The organism is Microbacterium sp. zg-B96 (assembly GCF_030246865.1).
Lineage (GTDB): Bacteria > Actinomycetota > Actinomycetes > Actinomycetales > Microbacteriaceae > Microbacterium.
This window is the reverse complement of sequence record NZ_CP126738.1, coordinates 580,165-601,391: the sequence shown is the minus strand read 5'-3', so window position 1 is coordinate 601,391 and position 21,227 is coordinate 580,165. Positions and strand designations below refer to the sequence as shown.

The 21,227-nt window shown below is 70.1% G+C and carries 19 protein-coding genes; 6 read left to right on the top strand and 13 right to left on the bottom strand.

The annotated features are described in order from the left end of the window. Nucleotides 1-22: 22 nt before the first annotated feature. Entirely contained in the window at nt 23-625 is a 603-nt protein-coding gene (locus QNO11_RS02690) for a hypothetical protein (protein ID WP_257509185.1), read from the top strand. Here QNO11_RS02690 and QNO11_RS02685 read toward each other — a convergent pair. The 4 genes from QNO11_RS02685 to QNO11_RS02670 form a co-directional block, all read right to left on the bottom strand. Then, nucleotides 566-2,077: a dynamin family protein gene (locus tag QNO11_RS02685; protein WP_257509184.1), complete on the bottom strand. Its 1,512-nt coding sequence runs from the start codon at nt 2,075-2,077 to the stop codon at nt 566-568. The genes QNO11_RS02690 and QNO11_RS02685 overlap by 60 nt on opposite strands. Beyond that, entirely contained in the window at nt 2,074-3,972 is a 1,899-nt protein-coding gene (locus QNO11_RS02680; protein WP_257509183.1) for a dynamin family protein, read from the bottom strand. The genes QNO11_RS02685 and QNO11_RS02680 overlap by 4 nt, the downstream gene beginning before the upstream one ends. Before the next feature lie 137 nt (nt 3,973-4,109). Beyond that, nucleotides 4,110-5,021 (bottom strand): hypothetical protein, encoded by a 912-nt coding sequence (locus QNO11_RS02675; RefSeq protein WP_257509182.1) that lies wholly within the window; start codon nt 5,019-5,021, stop codon nt 4,110-4,112. A 63-nt stretch (nt 5,022-5,084) separates the two neighbouring features. After that, nucleotides 5,085-5,990: a hypothetical protein gene (locus tag QNO11_RS02670; RefSeq protein WP_257509181.1), complete on the bottom strand. Its 906-nt coding sequence runs from the start codon at nt 5,988-5,990 to the stop codon at nt 5,085-5,087. A 189-nt stretch (nt 5,991-6,179) separates the two neighbouring features. Between QNO11_RS02670 and QNO11_RS02665 the strand changes: the two genes are divergently transcribed. Further along, on the top strand, nt 6,180-7,370 hold the full coding sequence (locus QNO11_RS02665; RefSeq protein WP_257509180.1) for a class I SAM-dependent methyltransferase: 1,191 nt from the start codon (nt 6,180-6,182) through the stop codon (nt 7,368-7,370). Nucleotides 7,371-7,384: 14 nt separating this feature from the next. Here the strand turns inward: QNO11_RS02665 and QNO11_RS02660 are convergent, their stop codons facing one another. The 9 genes from QNO11_RS02660 to QNO11_RS02620 form a co-directional block, all read right to left on the bottom strand. After that, a complete protein-coding gene (locus QNO11_RS02660) occupies nt 7,385-7,855 on the bottom strand; it encodes a hypothetical protein (protein WP_257509179.1) in 471 nt (156 codons plus the stop codon). Beyond that, nucleotides 7,852-8,937, bottom strand: coding sequence for a tRNA (adenosine(37)-N6)-threonylcarbamoyltransferase complex transferase subunit TsaD (tsaD, locus tag QNO11_RS02655; protein WP_257509178.1), 1,086 nt, complete (start codon nt 8,935-8,937; stop codon nt 7,852-7,854). Before tsaD ends, QNO11_RS02660 begins: the two co-directional genes overlap by 4 nt. Next, nucleotides 8,934-9,509 (bottom strand): ribosomal protein S18-alanine N-acetyltransferase, encoded by a 576-nt coding sequence (gene rimI / locus QNO11_RS02650; RefSeq protein ID WP_308211176.1) that lies wholly within the window; start codon nt 9,507-9,509, stop codon nt 8,934-8,936. The genes tsaD and rimI overlap by 4 nt, the downstream gene beginning before the upstream one ends. Continuing rightward, nucleotides 9,506-10,180 carry a tRNA (adenosine(37)-N6)-threonylcarbamoyltransferase complex dimerization subunit type 1 TsaB gene (tsaB, locus tag QNO11_RS02645; RefSeq protein ID WP_257509177.1) on the bottom strand — a complete coding sequence of 225 codons (675 nt, stop codon included), beginning with the start codon at nt 10,178-10,180 and terminating at the stop codon, nt 9,506-9,508. The genes rimI and tsaB overlap by 4 nt, the downstream gene beginning before the upstream one ends. 65 nt (nt 10,181-10,245) lie before the next feature. After that, nucleotides 10,246-10,749: a tRNA (adenosine(37)-N6)-threonylcarbamoyltransferase complex ATPase subunit type 1 TsaE gene (tsaE, locus tag QNO11_RS02640; RefSeq protein WP_257509176.1), complete on the bottom strand. Its 504-nt coding sequence runs from the start codon at nt 10,747-10,749 to the stop codon at nt 10,246-10,248. Then, nucleotides 10,746-11,870 carry an alanine racemase gene (gene alr / locus QNO11_RS02635; RefSeq protein ID WP_257509175.1) on the bottom strand — a complete coding sequence of 375 codons (1,125 nt, stop codon included), beginning with the start codon at nt 11,868-11,870 and terminating at the stop codon, nt 10,746-10,748. The genes tsaE and alr overlap by 4 nt, the downstream gene beginning before the upstream one ends. Then, a complete protein-coding gene (locus tag QNO11_RS02630; RefSeq protein ID WP_257509174.1) occupies nt 11,867-12,244 on the bottom strand; it encodes a holo-ACP synthase in 378 nt (125 codons plus the stop codon). The genes alr and QNO11_RS02630 overlap by 4 nt, the downstream gene beginning before the upstream one ends. A gap of 13 nt (nt 12,245-12,257) precedes the next feature. Beyond that, nucleotides 12,258-14,111: a glutamine--fructose-6-phosphate transaminase (isomerizing) gene (gene glmS / locus QNO11_RS02625; protein WP_257509173.1), complete on the bottom strand. Its 1,854-nt coding sequence runs from the start codon at nt 14,109-14,111 to the stop codon at nt 12,258-12,260. Between the two features lie 53 nt (nt 14,112-14,164). Then, entirely contained in the window at nt 14,165-15,463 is a 1,299-nt protein-coding gene (locus tag QNO11_RS02620; RefSeq protein WP_257509172.1) for an esterase/lipase family protein, read from the bottom strand. A 922-nt stretch (nt 15,464-16,385) separates the two neighbouring features. On the opposite strand from QNO11_RS02620, the gene QNO11_RS02615 reads away from it, so the two are divergent. The 4 genes from QNO11_RS02615 to QNO11_RS02600 all read left to right on the top strand — a co-directional run bounded on the left by QNO11_RS02615 (nt 16,386) and on the right by QNO11_RS02600 (nt 21,226). Further along, on the top strand, nt 16,386-17,876 hold the full coding sequence (locus tag QNO11_RS02615) for a sugar transferase (RefSeq protein WP_257509171.1): 1,491 nt from the start codon (nt 16,386-16,388) through the stop codon (nt 17,874-17,876). A gap of 392 nt (nt 17,877-18,268) precedes the next feature. Next, nucleotides 18,269-18,910, top strand: a complete 642-nt coding sequence (locus tag QNO11_RS02610; protein ID WP_257509170.1) for a hypothetical protein — start codon at nt 18,269-18,271, stop codon at nt 18,908-18,910. A 4-nt stretch (nt 18,911-18,914) separates the two neighbouring features. Further along, nucleotides 18,915-20,207 carry an MFS transporter gene (locus QNO11_RS02605; protein ID WP_374113819.1) on the top strand — a complete coding sequence of 431 codons (1,293 nt, stop codon included), beginning with the start codon at nt 18,915-18,917 and terminating at the stop codon, nt 20,205-20,207. After that, entirely contained in the window at nt 20,204-21,226 is a 1,023-nt protein-coding gene (locus QNO11_RS02600) for a hypothetical protein (protein WP_257509168.1), read from the top strand. The genes QNO11_RS02605 and QNO11_RS02600 overlap by 4 nt, the downstream gene beginning before the upstream one ends. Nucleotide 21,227: the final 1 nt, after the last annotated feature.

The following is a 21,227-nucleotide window of genomic DNA, read 5'->3' as shown; positions in this document are numbered from 1 at the left end:
ACGCGCTCGTCCGCAGGCGCCGGTGGCGCCAGAAGCTCGTCGCCCCAGGGTCGAAGGTGCGCCGCAGGCCCCCGCCCGGCCGAGCCTGGCGGGCAAGCAGGCCGCCCCCGTCATCGTCAAGCTCCCCCCGCCGGTGAGCATCCGCGCGGCCCAGCTGGGCTGGGTGCTGAGCATGCTGACCGGGGCGGTGGCGGTGGTGTACCTGTTCATCATCCGCGAGACGCAACTGCCGGCGATGGTCGAGGCTGTCAAGGCGGTGGATGCCACCCGGGCAGAGGAGACCTACACGACGGCAGCCGACATCATCTACTGGACCGCGTTCGGCATCCTCGCCGTCGTGCTGCTGGTGCAGGTGACGTCGCTGGTCTCGTTCAACAACCGCCGCCCCAAGGCGCGCTGGTGGCAGTTCGGGTCGGTGGTGCTGCTGGGGATCGCGCTGATCGGCATCCGCGAACTCGTCGCCGTGGGCGAACGCGGGCTGCCGCTGACCCGCATCCTGGCTCTGCAGGTGGCGCTGGCCCTGCTCGCGCTGGGGTTCAGCGTGCTGCCGCCGGCGCTGAAGTGGTCAGCGCGACGGCATGATGTCCGAACCGCTGCCCCCGGGGTGAGCGGCGCCGACCTCTGAAGCGATCGCCTCGAGGCTGCGCGCGACCACCCGGCACGTCTGCGTCGTCGTGCGGTCGTTCAGCGGCGACTGCTCCAGCATCCGCCAGTGCGCCAGCCGCTGCGCTGTCGCCTCCCGCACGTCGGCCTTCGTCGCCAGGTCGGACAGCCCCAAGCGTGCGGAGGCCGAGTCCCCCGCCCCGCCCACGATCCGCTCCGCCTCGGCTTCGTCCTCCGGCTGCAGCGCCGACACCGACGTGCGCAGCTGGGCCAGCAGCGCGAGTTCGCGCAGGTCGTGTGCCGTGAGCGACACCCGCTCGATCGCGATGCGCACACCGGTGGCGCCGGCCCGCGGCTTCTCGCGCAGCAGGTCCGTGACCCCGTCCAGCACGGTGCGGGCCTTGAGAGCGGCGACCCGGGAGCGGAACTGGTCGGCGACGAACCGCTGCACGTCGATCAGGCCGCTCTGCGCGATCATCCGCTCGGCCAGCTCCGACGAGGTGTGCGCACCGCCGCGCACCAGAGCGACCCCGAGGCGCACCCCGAACAAGCCGAACCGGGCCAGCAGACGCTGGCGCACCGACACGCTCAGGTCGGTATCGGCGGAGGCGCGGGTGAAGCGGTCGACGGATACGAACAATCGCTCCCGCTGCTCGCGGGTGAGGGCGGCGAGCGCGCGGAACGCGATGAACTCGCTCTCCCGCAGTGTCCGAGCTCCCTCGGCCAGCAGGCCCGCCACCGGGATCACCCCGAGGGTCAGGGCACGCAGTTCCCCGTCGCGGCGGTAGCGCTCGGCGATACGAGCTGCCGAGATGAGCGAGTCGATGCGGCCCGATCCGATCTCGTCGGCGCGGGAGAGCAGCCCCACCGCGTTCACGGTGTGGGACGAGCCGGCCACGGTGTCGCGGAAGGACTCCAGGAACGCCACGTCGGAGGCGTGGATGTGGCGCAGCAGATAGATGATCGCGTCGGCGTCGGATGGCCGGTGGTCGGGGGTGAGGAACCGGGTCGTGCGCAGCGACGTCGCCGCCGACAGTGACGCGATGCCCGGGGTGTCGATCAGCACCGTGGTGCGCAGGTGCTCCGACGGCCAGGCGACGTCGATCCAGCCGACCTCGTCGATGTCGATCGAGCCCAGGTCCAGTTCCAGGGCGCCGTCGCTGCGGCGCACCGGCAGCCGCTCGGTGCGCCCATCGGCCAGATGCACCGTCACCCGCGGAGTGAGGGAGTACCGGTACCAGACCACCAGCTTCGTGCATTCCCCCGCATCCGTCGGCGCCACCTGCTCGCCGATGAGGGCGTTGAGCAGGGTGGATTTCCCCGCCTTGACGACGCCGGCGACCGCGAGGCGCAGGGGCTCGTTCAGCCGCCGATCGTATGCGTCGAGCAATTCGATCGCGGCGGGGTCGTCGGCGTACAGGTCGCGCGCCTGCGAGACCACACCGGCGATCTCGCCGATGCCCACCCGCCTCATGCGCCGACCTGGTCGGGGTGCTCGGGCATCGGGAGCTCGCGGATCTGCGCGCGCAGCTGCTCGATCCGCGACAGCCGCAGCCGCAACTGGGCGATGCGCTCATCGCGGCCGGCGGTGTAACTGGCGGCGGCCTGCTTGGCCACCAGCACCGACTCCGACAGCGACCGGTGCAATTCGTCGGCGATGCTGCCGAAGTGGTCGCGGGAGACCCGCTGCACCAGGCGGAGGCGGTCCTTGAGCTGCTTGCCGACCTGGAACACCACCTCGTCGATGTGCTTGCGCACCAGGCTCTTGGCCTCCATCTGCCGGCGGGTCAGGCGCGAGGTCATGTCCTCCCGGAACGCCCGGCGTCCCACCAGGACACCGGCCAGCAGCGACAGCGGGTTGATCAGCGACAGCCCGATGAGGCTCGTGGCCAGCCCCACCATCAGCACACCGCCGTAGGAGCCCCGCACGCCGATGTAGATCTTCTCCGCCGCGCTCAGGCGCCCTTCGGCGAGGTCCGCGAGGTCCTCGACCGGATCGAGCACCCCTTCGGTGCGCCCGACGTCAATGAGCGGGATCGACGACTCCCCCGTGATGAAGGCATCCGCCACCCGCCCGGCCAGCCACTGCGACCGCTCGTCGGTCCACACGAACGTCTCCGCCACCGCGGCGTTGACCCGCACGTCCAGCCACTGCGCGATCTGGTCCCAGATGGGGCCGGGGTCACCCTCGTCGATGGATGCCTCGGCATCGCGCTGGACCTTGCGCAAGCGGTCGCGCAGGTCGTGTTCGGTGTCGGCCATGAGATCGCCGATGCCGTCGCTGAGGGTCACCTGCCACCGGGAGGACCGGCTGCGGAACTCGTCGGCGCGGGACTTGGCCTCTTCGAGCCGCGCGATCATGCGCGGGGTGTCCTCGGGGTGCTCCAGCGCCGACAGTTCGGTGCGCAGCGCCATCGCCAGTTGCTCGGTCACCGACAGCAGCTCGTGGATCGCCACGCGGCGGCGCAGCGCCTCGGCCCGGCCCAGCACGTCGCGCCGCAGATGGGCCACGAGCGCCGGGAAGCCGGATTCGTCGTTGAGCGAGCGGTCCTGCTGGTCCGCGGCGAGCATGCGCAGGTCGCTGGAGACGGCGAACAGCGGCACCGTGCCGACGTCGCCGAGGTGACCGCGGTCGATGTCCTCGATCTGCCGCCACGACGGGTACATGTCGGTCTTGGACAGCACCGCCGCGACGCTGGGAGAGATGCGCATCGCGTGGCGCAGGAACTGCATCTCGGGCTCGGTGTACTCCTGCGAGGCATCCGAGACCAGCAGCACGGCGTGCGCCGTCGACAGCGCGGCGAGCGTGCTCAGCGACCGGGTGGATTCCAGCCCGCCGACGCCTGGTGAGTCGATGACGCGCAGGCCGCCCTTGAGGATCTCGCGCGGCAGCAGCACCTCCGCCCCGACGATGTCCTTCCCGATGTCGGGGCTGCCGTTCTCCGAGACGTATTCGGCGAGGTCGTCCAGCGGCACCGGCACCCGTTCGATCGCCGGGTCCGGGCCGTCGTCGCGGCGCACCAGGACGACCGCCGAGGGCTCCTCGGCATAGCCGACGGAGGTCGGCACGCTCGTGGCCACGTCGTCGTCGACGGGGCAGGCGGGGGCGTTGACGAGCGCGTTGACGAGCTTGCTCTTTCCCTGCTTGAACTGGCCGACGACGATCACCCGGATGTTCGGGTCGAGCATCCGGTCCTTGGTCTGCCCGAGCCTGGTCACCAGATCCGGCCGGCCGAGCGCCTGCGAATAGCTCGCGGCGCGGTCGATGAGCGGCAGGATCACAGCGGTGACTGCCTCGTCGTCGAGGTCGTCGGGGGCATCCGGCGGCGGCGTGGCGGGCAATGCCGGTCCGGTGGCGGGAATTGTCATCGACGGGCCTTTCGCAGGTGACGGTCGCCGGTCCAACCGCGGAACGCGCCGAGAACCCGCTCCGCGGATGCGGGGCGGGTTCTCGGCGACGGTTCGCGCCTCACGGCGCCGCCGCCCGGCGGCGAAAGGTCATCCGGTCAAAGGGTGACGTCGCCACCGTCGATGGATGACGAGGTGCTGTCCCAGATCACGTCGACATCCACATTCCAGGTCTCCTCGGAACTCGAGGTCAGCTCCTCGGTGAACGAGTTGTCGGCCGTCCACGTCTCGGAGTTGTCGTTGTACGAGTCGGAGACGTCCGTGTCGGTGGAGTTGTCGGTCGCCGTCGAGGTCACCGTCGCGGTGTTGTACGAGTCGATGACACTGTTGACGGTCGTCTCGTTGCCGATGTTGACGTCCCCCTCGGCGTCGACGTTGAACGACGAGTCCTCGGACAGGGACACGTTCGCGTCGCCGCCGGCGGCGATCGATCCGCTGCCCGAGGCCACCACGGCGCTGTTGTCGTACCCGCCGCCACCCCCGCCACCGTCGTCGGATGCTGCGGCGAAACCGCCACCGCCGGAGCTCGCTGAGTTGAACGACTGGTCGACGATCGTGCTGGAGTTGTTGACCCAGACATCGCCGCCGCCACCACCGCCGCCGAGGGTGACATCCCCGAAGGAGGTGTTGTAGTTGCGCACCCCGACGTGCACCGAGTCGTCGTTGGTCGACTCGTCGGTGTAGGTGTTGTACGAGCCGTTCGTGGAGTTGTCCGAGCTGTCGTTGAACGAGTCGTTCGTGGAGTTGTCCGACCAGTCGTTCTCGGAGTTGTCGGAGTTGTCGTTGTACGAGTCGCGAACGTCGGTGAACGTGGCCGTGTCGTTGGAGTCGCGGTTGAACGATCCGGAGACGTCGGCGGTGATGTTGCCGCTGTCGGTGACCGACTCGTCGGTGTTGGCGACGTTGTTCAGGTCCACCCCGAGGGTGTTCGTCGCGTTGTTGGTGGTGTTCCCGGAGTCGCGCACGCGTGTGTTGAACGCGTCGTCCAGGGTGTAGTCGTCGAAGGCCATGATGGGCTTTCCTTTCCGAAGCTAGGGACCGGGCCGGCCGCGGGGCGGCCGGCCCGAACGGCATCAGCCGGCGGCGTCGCCGATCGAGGAGTCGGAGCTGTCGACGATCGCGTCGACATCCACGTTGATCTCGGCAGCGAACGACTCATCGGTCGTGGTGTTGAACGAACCGGTCGCCGTGTAGCTCTCCGAGTTGTCGTTGTACGAGTCGTCGACGTCGGTGTACGTGGAGTTGTCGGTCCACGTCGCGGTGGACTCCCACGTGTTGTACGAATCCGACACCATGTCGACGGTCGTGGTGTTGTCGAGGTTGACGTCGCCTCCGGCGTAGATGTTCGTGGAGTTGTCGATGTCCACGTCGTAGTCCACGTCGCCGCCCGCGGCGATGGAGTCGGCGCCGCTGGCGACCACCGCGCTGTTGCCCCCGCCGCCACCACCGCCGTCGTCGCCGTCGAACGCGGAGAAGCCACCGCCTGCGGAGTTGGTCGACTGGTCGACGATCGTGCTCGAGTTGTTGACCCAGACGTCGCCCCCGCCGGTGCCGCCTCCGCCGCCGCCGGTGATGCTCACGTCCCCGAACGACGTGTTGTAGTTGCGCACGCCGACGTGCACCGAGTTGTCGTTGGTCGAGCTGTCCGTGTACGAGTTGAACGAGTCGTTCGTCGAGTTGTCCGAGTCGTCGTTGTACGAGTCGTTCGTGGAGTTGTCCGAGTCGTCGTTGGTGGAGTTGTCGGAGTTGTCGTTGTACGAGTCGTCGACGTCGGTGTCGGTCCAGGTGTCGTTGGAGTCGGTGTTGCCCGAGTCGGTGACGGTGAGATCGAGGTTGCCGCTGCCGTCCACCGACGCGTCGGTGTTGCCGACGTTCTCGAACGCGGCGGTACCGGTCGTCGTGGACGTGTTGGTGGTGTTGAACGAATCCCGCACGCGCGTGTTGAACGCGTCGTTCAGGTCGTAGTCGTCGAATGCCATGACTGTTTCCCTCTTCCCGGGGAGCATCCCCGACGTGTGGTGATGACTGAACGCTACGAGCGGGGCGCCACCGGCACATCGGGGATGACTCCCGATTCTGCGGGCCGGGGTTGCGGGGTCCCCCCTGTCGGGGAGGGGGGAGGGGTGGGGGCGGGCTGCCGGGCTCGGGCGGGAACGTAGGCTGAACGGATGGATCTGGCCGAGCTGACCGCGCTGCTCACTCCCGACGGGCTGCGGCTGCTGGACGCGACCGGCGGCATCCGCACGACCTCCGATGCCGCCGCTGCGGTGTCCCGGCTGCGCGCGGCCGGTCACTCCCCCGACCTCGTGTCGGCGGTGGTCGGGCAGGCGCGGCTGCGTGTGAAGGCGCAGGCGAAGTTCGGTGACTTCGCCGACCGGATGCTGTTCACCCGCGCGGGCCTGGAGCAGGCCACCCGCCTGTCTGTGGCGGCGCGACATGCTGGCCGGTATCGCGATGCCGGTTTCGCGCGGGTCGCCGATCTCGGCTGCGGGATCGGCGGCGACGCCCTGGGGCTGGCGGCCCTGGGGATCGAGGTCGACGCCGTGGACGCCGACGAGGTCACCGCCGCGATCGCCGCCTACAACCTGGCCCCGTTCGGTGAGCAGGTGCACGTGCACCACGGCACCGCCGAGGCGTTCGACACCTCGACGGTCGACGCGGTCTGGCTCGACCCCGCACGGCGCACGGCAGGGCACACCGAGACCACCCGGGTCGGCGCCGGCGAGTGGTCACCGCCGCTGGACTGGGTCTTCGACCTCGCCACGCGCCTGCCCGCCGGCATCAAGCTGGGCCCGGCCTTTGACCGCACCGAACTACCCGAGCACGCCGAAGCGCAGTGGATCAGCGTCGACGGCGCCACGATCGAGCTTGTGGTGTGGACCGGCGCCCTCGCCCGCGACGGCATCCGCCGTGCTGCCCTGGTCACCCGAGGACAGACCACCCACGAGCTGACGGCGGCATCGGATGCCGCCGACGAGCCTGTGCGCGAGCTCGGCGCGTTCGTGCACGAGCCCGACGGTGCGGTGATCCGCGCACGCCTCATCGGCGACGCCGCCCGGCAGCTGGAGGCGGGCATGCTGGCCCCCGGCATCGCCTACCTCACCGGCGACGCCGCCGTGACGAGCCCGTTCGTGTCGACCTTCCGGGTGCGCGAACGCCTGCCGTCGGATGTGAAGGCGCTCGCCAAGGCGCTGCGCGAACGCGACATCGGGACGCTGGAGATCAAGAAGCGCGGCGTGGACGTGGACCCTGCGGTGCTGCGCACCAAGCTGAAACTGAAGGGCGCGGCATCCGCCACGCTGCTGATGACCCGCGTGGGCAGCAAGCGCCTGACGCTGCTGGCCGACCGGGTGAGCTGACGGCGCGCGCCGCTTCAGGCGAAGATGTTCGCCTGCTGCGCGGCCCAGTACAGCCACCCGGCGCTGTAGAGCACCGAGAGGATGCCGAGGACGAGTGCCCAGACGGCGACCGCCCGGTTCTCCAGCGGTCGGCGCAGCGCCACGATCGCGGTGATCGCCGAGCCGACGCCGATCGGGAACCCCCAGCCCACGACGCACGCGATCGCCAGGCCCAGGATCGAGAATCCCAGTGCCCAGCCGGCAAGACCAACGGTGGGCTGTTGCGGCTCGATCCAGGTGGTGGGCACCGAGGCGGTTTCGGCGCGGGTGAGCTGGACGGGCGCGGTGGGGAGGCGGCTGAACCCGCCGCGGTGCTCGCCGGGGAGGCGCAGCGTCTCGTCCGCGGGGGCGACATCGGCCGTCGGGGTTCCGATCAGCGTGGCGGGCGGCGCCGGGGGGAGCCCGGGCTCACCGGGCGTTGCGGCATCCTCGCGCTCATCGTTCATGCGAGCACCTCCTCGGCCACCTGGATCTCGGTGACCGGAAGCGTCGAATCAGCGCCGAACACCAGGGACGACGGCGGGCGGCCCGCGGCGATGAGCTCGGCCGCGAGCCCGGCGATCATCGCGCCGTTGTCGGTGCACAGGCTCAAGGGTGGAATCCGCACCGTCACGCCCGCTGCGGCGGCGCGCTCCAGGGCCACCTCACGCAGCCGCCGGTTTGCGATGACGCCGCCGCCCAGCAGCAGTCGCGGCACGTCGTGCCGCGCGCACGCGTCAAGGGCCTTCGTGACGAGCACGTCGACCACCGCTTCACGGAAGGATGCCGCGACGTCGGCGACCGGCACGGGGTCGCCCGCCGCCTCGCGCTGCTCCATCCAGCGGGCGACGGCGGTCTTGAGCCCGGAGAACGAGAAGTCGTAGCGGTGCGCGTCCATGTCGGAGGCGCGGGACAGGCCACGGGGGAAGCGGATCGCGGCGGGGTCCCCCGTGGCGGCCGCGCGGTCGATCTCGGGGCCGCCGGGGTAGGGCAGCCCGAGGATGCGGGCGACCTTGTCGAACGCCTCCCCCGCCGCATCGTCGACGGTCTCGCCGAGCAGTTCGACGTCGGTGGTGAGGTCGCGCACCAGCAGCAGCGAGGTGTGCCCGCCGCTGACCAGCAGCGCGACGGTGGGGTACTCGACGGCGTCGCCGGTGAGGAGGTCCGCGGCGATGTGACCGACCAGGTGATTGACGGCGTACAGCGGCTTGTCCAGGCCCACCGCGAGTGCCTTGGCCGCTCCGATGCCGACCATGAGCGCACCGGCGAGACCCGGGCCGCTCGTGACGGCGACCGCGTCGAGGTCGCTCAGCGCGAGCGGCCGCCCCTCGGTGGCGGATGCCTCGGCCAGCGCCTGCTCGATGGCCGGCTGCAGCGCTTCGAGGTGGGCGCGCGCGGCGATCTCGGGGATCACGCCGCCGTAGCGGGCGTGCTCGTCCATGGAACTGGCGATCGTGTTGCTCAGCAGCCGGCGGCCGCGCACGATCCCGATGCCGGTCTCGTCGCAGCTGGTCTCGATGCCGAGCACGAGCGGATTGTCGCGGTTCATGTGCACCACCTCTGCGGTTCGGCGCCTTCATCGGGTCGCAATTCAGGAAGATCGGCCGGTTTCGCGGCGTTCCCGGCCTCCGGCCGCGGTTCTTCCTGAGTTATGGTCCGCGCGGCAGCGGTCCAGCCCCGCAGGTCGAGCCGCATCACGACGGCATCCACCCCGTCCGGCTGGTAGTACCGGGGCCGACGGCCGATCTCGGTGAAGCCCTCCGAGGCGTACAGCGCCTGGGCGACGGGGTTGTCTGCCCGCACCTCGAGGAACACCTCCGCGGCGCGACGCTGCACCGCTTCGGCCAGCAGCGTCCGCAGCAGCGTGCGGCCGTACCCGAGCCCGCGGGCCTCGGCGGCGACCGCGATGGTCTGGACGTCGGCCTCTTTCGACCCGGCGGGCGCCCGCAGTCCCGCGTACCCGACGAGGCGTCCGGCCTGCTCCAGTGCGAAGTACCGGCCGTGCGGCGAGGCGAGCTCGGCGCGCATGAGCGACTCGCTCCAGGCATCCGTCGGGAACGACGCGCGCTCCAGCGCCATGATGGCGTCGAGGTCGTCGGCTGTGGCCGGGCGCACGCTCACGTGCCGACCTTCTTGCGGGGGGCGGGGACGGAGACGTCCGGCACGCGCAGGTACAGCGGTTCGGATGCCGCGACCTGCCGGCCCGCGGCGATCGCGCGGGCGGCGACGAGGGCCAGCAGCTGCGCCGGCACCGCGGCGGCGTCGTGACGACGGGCACCCCACTCGGCAAGCCGCGCGTCGATGTCGTCGCGCGGCACGAGAACCGGGCCGGTGACCCGCACCGGCAGCCCGTCGTCGTCCAGGTCGTCGTAGACGCTGCAGGCGAACTCGCGGCGGCGGGCGTCGGTGACGACGGCGAAGCGGGGGGTGTCCTCCCCCGACATCGCGTCGGCCAGCAGCACTTCCAGCGCGACCGCGTCGTGGCTCGCGACGGGGACTACGGGGATGCCGCGGGCCAGCGCGAACGCCTTCGCCGCGGCGATGCCGACGCGAAGGCCGGTGAAGGGACCGGGACCCATGCCAGCGGCGACATGCGTCACGGTGACCGGTGCCGCGGCGGTGGTGGCGCCGACCGGGCCGAACTCCGCGTCGGCGAGGACGTGCTGCAGCAGCTCGCCGATGACCTCCGCGTGCCCGAGCGGGTTGGGACTGGATGCGGTCGAGCGCACGACCCCGTCGGCCTCGACGACGGCGACCGCCGTGCCGAGGGAAGTGTCGATGCCGAGGATCACCCTTCCAGGCTACCCGCGCGCGCCGGTGGCATCCTCGTGCCGCGGCCGCGCCACCACGGGCGCCGTCACGGGCGTCGGGAGATCACGACGCGCCGCGGAGTGTCGGCGTCGAGGTCCTCGGTCGCGCGCGAGACGGTGCCGCAGGCGGTGTCGACGCCCCGGCCGTGCCACTCGCGGTCGAGTTCCACTTCCCACCAGCGCTCCCGCAGGCCCTGCACCATGTCGCGGCCCCACTCGACGACGACCACCGAGCCGTCGAGGTCGAGGTCGAGGTCGTCCAGCTCCGCCCCCGAGCCGAGCCGGTAGGCGTCCACGTGCACCAGCGGCGGCCCGCCCACAAGTGAGGGGTGCGTGCGCGCGATCACGAATGTGGGGCTCTGCACCGGCCCCCGCACGCCGACGCCGGCGGCGATCCCGCGGGTGAGGGTGGTCTTGCCGGCCCCCAGCGCCCCGGTGAGCACCAGCAGGTCACCGGCGCGCATGCTCTCGCCCAGCGCGCGTCCGAGCGCCTCCATCTCGGCCGGCGAGTCGATCTCGCGCTCCCCGACGAAGTCGTCGAGCCCGCTCACGTGGACACCTGCCGGCGCGGCACCCGCGGGCCGATCCGGGTGACGATCTCGTAGTTGATCGATCCGGATGCCACGCCCCACTCGTCCGCCCCCGGCGCGCCGAGGGTGGGGTCGCCGAACAGCACGACCTCGTCGCCGACGGCCACTGGCGCGTCGCCGACGTCGACGACGAACTGGTCCATCGCGATGCGGCCGGCCACGGTGTAGCGGCGCCCGCCGATCATCACCGGTCCGAGGCTCGACGCCGCCCGCGGCACCCCGTCGGCGTACCCGAGGGGCACCAACGCGAGCGTCGTCTCCCCCTCGGTGCGGTGCAGGTAGCCGTACGAGACGCCCTGCCCTGCCGGCACCCGCCGCACCGCCGCGACGGCGGCGCGCAGCGTCATCGCCGGGCGCAGGCCCAGGTCGGCCGAAGTGCGGTCATCGAACGGCGACAGCCCGTACATGCCGATGCCGATGCGCACGCAGTCCAGCCGTGCCTCCGGCAGTGCGATGGCCGCGTTGGTGGCAGCGATGTGCCGGGTGTGCGGCGCGAGCCCCACGGATGCCGCCAGGCCCATTGCCTCGTGGAACACCGCCAGTGCGGCGCGGTCGTCGGCGGCGGAGGTGTTGGAGAGGTGACTGAAGATGCCGGCGACCCGGACCCTGCCGATCCGCTCGAGCCGTGCGGCCTCGGCGAAGACGGTGCCCCACTCGGCGGGCGAGAGCCCGTTGCGGCCGAGGCCGGTCTCGACCTTCAGATGCACCGCGACCGGGCGGTCGGCCGTGGCCGCCGCGGCGGCGGCCAGCAGCTGGTCGAAGCTGGAGACGCCCAGTTCGATGTCCTGGGCGGCGGGCTCCGCGAACGACGCACCCGGCGCGTGCAGCCAGGCGAGGATCGGCGCATCGACGCCGGCGCGGCGCAATGCCAGCGCCTCGGTGACATCGGCGACGCCGAGCCGGGTGGCGCCGGCGTCGAGGGCGGCGCGGGCGGTGCGCAGCGCGCCGTGGCCGTAGCCGTCGGCTTTCACGACCGCGAGGATCTCGACACCGGTGAGTCGGCGCAGGTGACGGATGTTCGCACCGATCGCTCCGACGTCGATCACCGCTTCGCGCATGGCGCCCGCCGGCATCCGGCTCATCGTTCGCCGTCCGCGCGGGGGTCCAGCGCCTCGGCGACGACGTACGCCGTCGCAAGCCCGGCATCGTGGGACATCGACAGGTGCAGCGTCGTGATCCCCCGCTCGGCGACGACGACGGCGGTGGAGCCGGTGAGGGTGAACCAGGGCCGGCCGGAGGACTCCGGGGTGATCTCGATCTCGGTCCAGTGCACGCCGTCCGAGCCGCCCAGCGCCTTGATGAGCGCTTCCTTGGCGGCGTAGCGGGCGGCCAGCGACCGCGGCGGCAACAGCTGCTCGGCCGGTGAGAAAAGGCGCTGGGCCAGACGCGGGGTGCGCTCCAGCGACCGCTCGAACCGCGGGATGTCGACCAGGTCGATGCCGATTCCGACGATCACTGTCACCTCCCGGTTACTCGACGGTGACGGACTTCGCGAGGTTGCGGGGCTGGTCCACATCCAGGCCCTTGGCCGTGGCCAGTCCCATCGCGAAGATGTGCAGCGGCACGACGGCCAGCAGCGGCTCGAACAGCGCGCCGGCCAGCGGGATGCGCAGCACCTCGTCGGCGTAAGGGAGCACGGCGGCATCCCCCTCTTCGGCCACGGCGATGATGCGGGCGCCGCGCGCGCGGATCTCCTGGATGTTGGAGACGACCTTCTTCTGCAGCTCGGCCGATTCCCGCGGCGACGGCACGATCACGAACACGGGCTGTCCCGGCTCGATCAGTGCGATCGGTCCGTGCTTGAGCTCACCGGCGGCGAAGCCCTCGGCGTGGATGTAGGTGATCTCCTTGAGCTTCAGCGCGCCCTCGAGGGCAATCGGGTAGCCCACGTGGCGCCCCAGGAACAGGACCGAGCGGGTGTCGGCCATCCAGCGCGCGAACTGCTCGATGTGCCCCTGCTCCTCGGCGAGAATCCGGGCGATCTTCGCCGGGATCGCCTCGAGTTCGTCAGCGTTCGCGGCGATCTCGGCATCCGTCAGCGAACCGCGCAGGCGCCCGACGTGCAGTGCGAGCAGGTACAGCGCGGTGATCTGCGCGACGAACGCCTTCGTCGAAGCGACCGCGACCTCGGGCCCGGCGTGGGTGTAGACGATGGCATCCGACTCGCGGGGGATCGTCGCACCCTGCGTGTTGCAGATCGACAGCGTCTTCGCGCCGTGCGCCGAGGCGTACTTCACGGCCATGAGGGTGTCCATTGTCTCGCCGGATTGACTGATCGACACGACCAGCGTGTCGGGTCCGATCACCGGGTCGCGATAGCGGAACTCGTGGGCCAGTTCCACGTCGACGGGGATGCGCGTCCACTGCTCCAGGGCGTACTTGCCGACCATCGCGGCGTATGCTGCGGTCCCGCAGGCGATGACGACGATGCGGTTGATGCCGGTGAACATCTCGTCGAGCCCGTCGAGCTCGGGGATGCTCACGACGCCGTCGTGGATGCGGCCGCGGAGGGTGTTGGCGACGGCTTCGGGCTCCTCGGAGACCTCCTTGGCCATGAACGAGGACCAGCCGCCCTTCTCTGCTGCCGATGCGTCCCACACCACCTCGAAGGGCTCCACCTCGACGTCGTTGCCGTCGAAATCGGTGACGGTCACGGCGTCGGGGGTGATGGCGACGATCTGGTCCTGGCCGATGGCCAGTGCGTTGCGGGTGTGCTCGACGAACGCGGCGACATCGGAGCCGAGGAAGTTCTCGCCGTCGCCCAGGCCGATCACCAGCGGCGAGTTGCGGCGGGCGCCGACGACGACGCCCGGGCTGTCCTGGTGCATCGCGAGCAGCGTGAACGCGCCCTCCAGCCGGGACACCACGGACCGGAACGCGGCGACGAGGTCCCCGCCCTGCTCGCGGTACGCGCGGGCCAGCAGCACCGCTGCGACCTCGGTGTCGGTCTCGCTGCGGAAGGTGTGACCCTCGCCGAGGAGCTCGTGCTTCAGCTCGGCGAAGTTCTCGATGATGCCGTTGTGGATGACGGCGAGCTTGTCGTCATCGGCGAGGTGAGGGTGGGCGTTGGCGTCGGTCGGGCCGCCGTGGGTCGCCCACCGGGTGTGGCCGATGCCGGTGGTGCCGTCGGGCATCGGATCGGTGACGAGGTCGTCGCGCAGCACGCTGAGCTTGCCCGCGCGCTTGCGCATACCCAAACCCCCATCGCCGTCGATGACGGCGATGCCTGCAGAGTCATAGCCGCGGTATTCCAGGCGTGCCAGACCCGAAAGGAGGATGTCCTGGCTCGGCCTGGGGCCGACGTAACCAATGATTCCGCACATATCGCCATCCTAGATCTCGGCGACTGGGAGTCCGCGCGGCGCCCGGGTCCCCGCTACGGGAAACGCGGGTTTCGGCGCGGCGGGGGCTCCCCGCCGAGCACGTCGAGAACGTTGTCCACAACGTCGTGATTGCCGAACAGTTCGTCGTGCGCGCACCCGTCGCCACCGAGCGGCATCGACACGTGGCCGCCGAGCACCTGCCCGAGGCCCGCCGCTCCGGCGGCGACGCGCTCTTCGCAACGCACGACGAAAACCGAATCCGCTTCGGCAACAGCTGACTCGCGCGAGACCAGTCCGTCGCCGAATGACATCACCCGGTCCCCCACCCGCAGTCGCGCGTCACCGGCGATCGCGTGCACACGCAGCGCGTCGGGCCAGTCGGGTAGATTCGCCAGCTGCTCCGAGCCGGCATGCAGCGCGCGTCCGGCGTCGCCGGCGTTCGCGATCGAGGTGCGCAGCCAGGTCGGCAGACCGCAGCCGTCTTTCGCATCGCGCGCGAGGTCGCGATTGCACAGGTCCACCAGCGTGGGAACGATCAACGCACGCGCGGCGGATCCCGCGCCTATGGCGGTTCCGGTCGCGAGCGAGATCACATCGAGCAGCGCCGCGGCGTCGGAGCCGAGCGTGGGAGTGCCCACCGTCACCACCTGGCCTATCAGATCCACCAGGTCGGGGTAAGCCGCGATGGCATAGCGCAGCGCGAGGCCGCCCATCGAGTGGCCGATGACGTCGACCGGGGCGTTGGTGTCCATGGCCAGTTGACGGATCGCGGCGGCCAGACCCTCCACGACGGCGCTGCCGCCGACCCATTCCGCGGCGGTCTGCGAGTAGTCGAACGCGTACAGCGTCGTGCCGGGCAGCGCCTCGATGCGACCCTGCAGCGAGCGGGTGGCGTCGTCGGTCTCACCGAGCGCTGGTTCGGCCTCGGCATCGCCGGCGAGCGGGCGGGCGAATGGCGACTGAGCGACGCTGGGCTGGGCGCCGTCGGCGGTGGGCAGCGAGGTGCTCAGCCAGCCGTGCACGAACAGCACCGCGTGCTCGGCATCCGCTGACCGCTCGGGCGACGACAGGCTCACCAGCGATCCGCCGACGGGACCGTTGTACCCCTGCGTCACGGTCAGCGCCGCGGGGCCATCCCCCTCGGCCGCAGCGAACGACGGCAGCGGTACGCCGGAGCTGGAGTAGGCGAGCACGGCCACCAGGCCCAGCGCGATCCTCGTGGATCTCGAAGCCGTCAGACGGCGAACCCAGGTTCGGGCCCTGGTGCCTGCGGCATGGCGCATCCGCGGGGCCTCCACCTGGGGGTACACGAGACCGCTCGCCGACGTCTGCGACGGGGCGAGGTGGGTCACTGACGAAGCGGCGGCCGAGCGGCCGCGCCCATGCGCCATCACCCAGGTCTCGAAAGCGCGATATTAACCCCCATGACAGTTGATTATGGCGGTAAATGCGGCGTGTCCGTAAATGGCGCGGCGGGGAATTAAAGCGGGACCCTCTCGAGTCAGCCATTTGGGGACTGATTTACTCGAGAGGGTCCCTTTGCCCGCGCACTCTCGAGCGATCCGTTGGGGACGGAGCATGCCCGAACGCCGCTTGGGGAGCAGCTGAGATTTACGCGCAGGCGCGCCCATGTTAGCCGATGCGGGGGCCGCGAATTCTCCATCGCGCGCGCGAGTCTGGCACGTGTACCGTGCGCGCGCTACGCACGCCTGCGCGGCGCGGGCCACGCGCGGGCGCTCGCGAACCCCGCATCCGTGGTCCCGGATGCGGGGGGTGTCCCCCTATTGGAGGACCACCTCCACCTGTGTAATATGGCCGCCGACAGGCAGGGCCTGAGGCATTTGGGGAGTCCCAGGCCGATGAATGCCTGTCGATCCAGGGGGCATTTGGGGACACTGTGCACCGTGGGGGGCGTTGTGCCGTGCGCTTGAGAGGCGCACGGCACAACGTGTTTTCGGGCATCGTCGGGGCGCGACGAACTGACGCTTCCCATCCCCGGTGGCGTGTGCCATACTCATGCCACGCCGGCCACCGAGAGGGGGCCGCGGGACGCCGAGGGGTCGGCATCCCGCTTCGGTCCGATTGGGAATCGGTCCGTGACAGAACGGCACCTATTTGGGGAAGTGCGGGTTTCGGCTCGTGCTTGGGGATGCGGGTTTCGACCCGCCTTGGGGACACTGGGGAAACGGTCATGGGGAGACGGTTTTACGCGAGCGCGCGCCGTCGCGCACTGGGGATATCTGAACCGGTACGGCACGAGCGCAGGGCACCGCGATGAGCAGCGCGACGCTGCCTCTCGATGGCGAGACGAGCGTCGGAGCGCCCCGTGTCCCGCCGCTGCTGGAGCAGCGTCTGGGTCGGCTGCGTCGTCGACGCATGTGGACGGGCTCGGTGGATGCGGCTGTCATCGTGGCCGCATCGGCCGCCACAGCTGCCACCCAGTGGGCGACCACTTCGGGGATCGGCGCGGGATCTGCACGACTGCAACTCCTGGCTGGATGCTTCGTGCTGGCGACCGTGTGGATCGCAGCCCTCTTCGCACTGCGGGCCACGGCACACCGGCACGGCGCCGGCCGACGCCTGGAGCTGCTGCCGGTGCTGCACGCAGCCGCCATCGGTTTCGCTGCGCTCGCGATCACGGCGGGCGTCGCGCGGTGGCCGCTTCTGCCGGAGCATGTCCTGGTCACGCTGCCGGTAGGAATCGGCGCCCTCGTGACGGCGAGGCTGCTGCGTGAGGTGTGGCGCACGCACGGGCGGCAGGGCATCGCCCTTGCTCCCCGCGCTCTCATCGTGGGCGATCGTGCCGGCATCGAGCACACGATCCGCTCTCTCCGACTCGACGGTCGGCTCGGTCACAACGTTGTGGGGACGGCGTTGGCGGACGAGGGTGTCACCGAGCTGACCGTCGATCACACGATGTACCCGGTGCTGGGGGCACCGGGTCAGGCCGCGCGGATCGCACGTGACCTGTGCGCGGACACCGTGATCGTCGCTGCGGGAACCGATAACCCGGATTTCGTGCGCCGGCTCAGTTGGAGCCTGGAGGGAGCGGCGACCGATCTGATCCTGGCGACGCGACTGACGGATGTGTCCCGCTCGCGGATCGCGTTCGAACGCACGAACGGCCTCGCGCTCACCCACATCAGCCTGCCCCGATTCGACCACTCGAGCATGCGCGCCAAGCGTGCCCTCGATGTGGTTGTCGCACTCGTCGCGCTCGTTCCGATCGCTGTGATCACGCCGCTCATCGCGCTGCTGATCAGGATGGACACTCCGGGGGGCGTGTTCTTCCACCAGCGACGGATCGGGCGCGACGGCAGGGAATTCGACATTCTGAAGTTCCGCACGATGTCTGTGACGGCCGAGGCGGAGCGCGCGCAGTTGGAGGCACTCAACCAAGGCGCCGGCCCGCTGTTCAAGATGAAGGACGACCCTCGTGTGACTCGCGTGGGTGGGTTCCTGCGCCGCTTCTCGCTCGATGAGCTTCCGCAGTTCTGGAACGTCCTCAAAGGCGAGATGAGCGTCGTCGGCCCCCGGCCGCCGCTGCCCACAGAGGTGCGGGGTTACGACGGCACCGTCTTCCGCCGGTTGTACGTGCAGCCGGGGATCACGGGCCTGTGGCAGGTGAGCGGACGCAGCGACCTGACGTGGGAGCAGAGCGTGCGTCTGGACCTGCACTATGTGGAGAACTGGTCGCTGGCGACCGACCTGGCGATCATCCTTCGTACCGCGGCCGTGATGGTCCGCCCGAAGGGGGCGTACTGAGATGGCGCCGTTGGATGTCGAAACTGCGGGCGCCCGGGCCACCGGGCTGTCCGGCGTCGCAGCGGCACCGCCGTTGCGACGCAGAAAGATGTGGCGGCTCATGCTCGAGCCAAGTCGGTTGCAACCGCAGGATCGCGCAGGGGCTCGCTCAATCGCGCGACGGCAACGGCGCCGCACTCCTCCCCCAGAGAGCATGAGCCGTCACTCCCCCGGCGTGCCCGCCCGGCTACCCAGAGGCCGGACGGGCACGCCGACTCGCCGCTGGGGCGGGCCTATGCCCGTCGACGGGTGGGACGAGTGGAGTCAGCGAAGCCGTCGCACCTGGGAGGTGTGGCAGTTCATGGGGGCGGATGCCGGTTAGGCCGGCATCCTGCGAATCTGGGGATACGTGCATGGGGACACGATCACGCGCCTATGCGCGGGACGAAGGGCACCGGGCTCTCACGCCCACGATGCGATGGACGCTGGCGGCCGTCGGGGTGATGGTTGCCTCCGGCCTCGGTGCAGCCGGGTGGCTGCTGTCGGCAACGCTCGCGCCGCCGACGACTCCGACACCGCAAGTGAGCGCTGCACCGACACCAGGCCCGGTCGCGAACGCGACGCCCGCTGCCGGCAGCGAGGTGCTCCCACCCGACTCCGGGCAGGCGCCGACTGATCGGCTGCCACAGCTCACGCCACCGGTCCCCCTGATCTCACCACCGCTACCGGCGAGCGGATTCGCCCGCAACGAGCTGGTCGCGGGCTTTCCGGTCGAGGTTGTCGGCCTCCCGCCGGACACCGATGTCATCGACAGCTCACTGGCGCAGGACGGGACGGTCATGCAGACCACGTTGACGGCGCGCACCAACGCACCAGCCGATGCCGTCCTCACGCACTACCGCGTGCTGTGGTCCGGTCTCGGTCTCGCTCCGGGCGTGAGCGGCGGTGGGGACGCTGGCTTCAGCGACGCGTATTCGTCCGTCTCCCTCGCCTTTGCGGGGGCGTCCGGGACGGGAACCGTTTACACCGTCTACGCGGTTCTGCGGACGGAGTGAAGTCGTGTACCTCTCGTTTAGCAACGCACCCGTCGCCGACAAGGGCACCGATGCACGCCCCGGTGGGCGGAGTCGACGCAGGGGAGTTCACACCGTGTCGTCGACGGTGATCACGCTCGGAATCGTGTCGCTCCTGACGGACATCTCATCCGAGTCTGTCTCGGCGATTCTCCCCCTCTATATAACGGGGTTCCTTGGACTGTCGATGATCGCCTTCGGGGTGCTCGACGGCATGTATCAGGGCGTCAGCGCGTTCGTCCGGATCGCCGGCGGTCACGCATCCGACCGCCTCGATCAGCCCAAATGGGTCGCGTTCACCGGGTATGCCCTCGCGGCGCTCGCCCGGGTCGGCCTGCTCTTCGCCTCAGGGTTCGCCGCACTGACCGCCGTCGTTACGGCCGACCGCATCGGCAAGGGGATCCGCACCGCGCCTCGCGACGCGCTCATCACCGCTGCCAGCGAACCCGAGCACCTCGGCCACTCGTTCGGTGTGCATCGAATGCTCGACAACATCGGGGCAGCGCTCGGCCCGGTCATCGCCTTCCTGATCCTGCTGGTGGTGCCCGACGGCTTCCACATCGTGTTCGTGGCGTCGCTTGCGTTTGCCGTGATCGGCGTCGTTGTGCTCGGCCTTGTCGTGCCGAATGTGCGCACGCGACCACGCAGTGGGAAGGACGCGACGGCTGCAGTCCCGAAGAAGCGTTTCGAATGGGGCGTGATCTGGCAGGGGCCGATGCGTCGGCTTCTCGCCGCCGCTGGCATCCTCGGTCTCATGACGATCGGTGACGGCTTCGTCTACCTCGTGCTGCAGGCGCGCAGCGAGTTCGCCGCCCAGTGGTTCCCACTCCTTTATGCAGGGACGAACGTCGCGTTCCTCGCGTTCGCGATCCCGCTCGGCCGCCTGGCCGACCGAGTCGGCCGCGCCCGCGTGTTCGTGTTCGGGCATCTCGGGCTGCTCGCCGCGTACGTGGTCGCCGCCATCGCGGTCGAGGACATTCTCGCGACGGTGCTGTGCCTGGTGTTCCTCGGCCTCTTCTACGCCGCTACCGACGGTGTGCTCGCCGCGCTCGCCGCACAACTGACCACACCCGAAACGCGCGGCACCGGCATCGCCGCCGCGCAGACCGTCGTCGCCGTTTCACGTTTCGCCTCCGCCGCCGCCTTCGGACTGCTGTGGTATGCGATCGGCCGCGAGCAGTCGATGTTCGTCGTCGCCGCCCTGCTCGCCGTGGCGATCGCAGTGGTGGCCGTTCTGCTCTGGCCATTCCTCTCCACGCCTGCCGGGGAATCCGCATGAACGCCCGCATCAAATGGGGCATCATCGCCGGGGTGTCCATCGTGGCGCTGGGCGCGACAACAGCCGTCGGCGCCGTTGCCTGGGCGCAGTACGAGGCTCGGCAAAGCGCACCGAGCGCGGCGGAGACCACCACGGCGGATTGGGCACGAGAAAACCGAATCGTCTTCCGCAACACCGCGGCAGGTCAGGGCTACGGCCACGTCGCCAGCGTCCCCCTCGCCGACCCGTCGGGTGCCCGGGCAGTCACCGACACCGTCTGCGATCGGGTGGATGCGACGCCGGAGGAGTTCGCTTGTCTGCGCACCGTGCGAGGGATCGCACCGACCTATACCGGCGCGGTGCACACGAATGACGGCGCCGTGCGAAAGGAGTGGCCTCTTCCCGGCATCCCGAGCCGTACTCGCCTCTCGGGTGACGGCTCTCTTATCGCCACCACGTCGTTCATCACAGGCCACTCGTACGCCACGATCGGGTTCTCCACCGAGACGGTCATTCGCACTGTCGGCGGCGAGAGCCTGGGCAACCTCGAGGAGTGGACGCTCGTCGTCGGCGGCGTGCCTGCCGCACCCGTGGACCGGAATTTCTGGGGCGTCACGTTCGCCGACGACACCACCTTCTATGCGACTGTCGGTATGTCCGCCACCGGAACGACATACCTGGTCTCCGGCGACATGATTACGCGCACGCTCACCGCGCTCGCCGAGAACGTGGAATGTCCCTCACTCTCCCCCGATGGAGCGCGCATCGCCTTCAAACGGGTGACGTCGGGGTCAGGTCCGACCACGCATTGGACGCCGGCGGTCTATGACATCGCTTCGGGGTCGATCTCACTGCTGCCGGAGCCGCGCAGCATCGACGATCAGATCGAATGGCTTGACGACCAGACCATCCTGTACGGGATGCCGCGGGAAGGTGTTCCCGGCGACACCGATGTGTGGGCACTCGCGGCGGACGGATCAACCGACCCGGACGTGTTCATCGAGCATGCGTGGTCGCCGTCGGTGGTGCGGGAACCATGAC

Excerpts from the sequence above, each read along its gene's own strand:
- QNO11_RS02685 (WP_257509184.1), bottom strand. The coding sequence starts at position 2,077 with ATGAGGCGGGTGGGCATCGGCGAGATCGCCGGTGTGGTCTCGCAGGCG.
- QNO11_RS02680 (WP_257509183.1), bottom strand. The coding sequence starts at position 3,972 with ATGACAATTCCCGCCACCGGACCGGCATTGCCCGCCACGCCGCCGCCG.
- QNO11_RS02675 (WP_257509182.1), bottom strand. The coding sequence starts at position 5,021 with ATGGCCTTCGACGACTACACCCTGGACGACGCGTTCAACACACGCGTG.
- QNO11_RS02670 (WP_257509181.1), bottom strand. The coding sequence starts at position 5,990 with ATGGCATTCGACGACTACGACCTGAACGACGCGTTCAACACGCGCGTG.
- QNO11_RS02665 (WP_257509180.1), top strand. The coding sequence starts at position 6,180 with ATGGATCTGGCCGAGCTGACCGCGCTGCTCACTCCCGACGGGCTGCGG.
- QNO11_RS02660 (WP_257509179.1), bottom strand. The coding sequence starts at position 7,855 with ATGAACGATGAGCGCGAGGATGCCGCAACGCCCGGTGAGCCCGGGCTC.
- tsaD (WP_257509178.1), bottom strand. The coding sequence starts at position 8,937 with ATGAACCGCGACAATCCGCTCGTGCTCGGCATCGAGACCAGCTGCGAC.
- alr (WP_257509175.1), bottom strand. The coding sequence starts at position 11,870 with ATGAGCCGGATGCCGGCGGGCGCCATGCGCGAAGCGGTGATCGACGTC.
- glmS (WP_257509173.1), bottom strand. The coding sequence starts at position 14,111 with ATGTGCGGAATCATTGGTTACGTCGGCCCCAGGCCGAGCCAGGACATC.
- QNO11_RS02615 (WP_257509171.1), top strand. The coding sequence starts at position 16,386 with ATGAGCAGCGCGACGCTGCCTCTCGATGGCGAGACGAGCGTCGGAGCG.
- QNO11_RS02610 (WP_257509170.1), top strand. The coding sequence starts at position 18,269 with ATGGGGACACGATCACGCGCCTATGCGCGGGACGAAGGGCACCGGGCT.
- QNO11_RS02600 (WP_257509168.1), top strand. The coding sequence starts at position 20,204 with ATGAACGCCCGCATCAAATGGGGCATCATCGCCGGGGTGTCCATCGTG.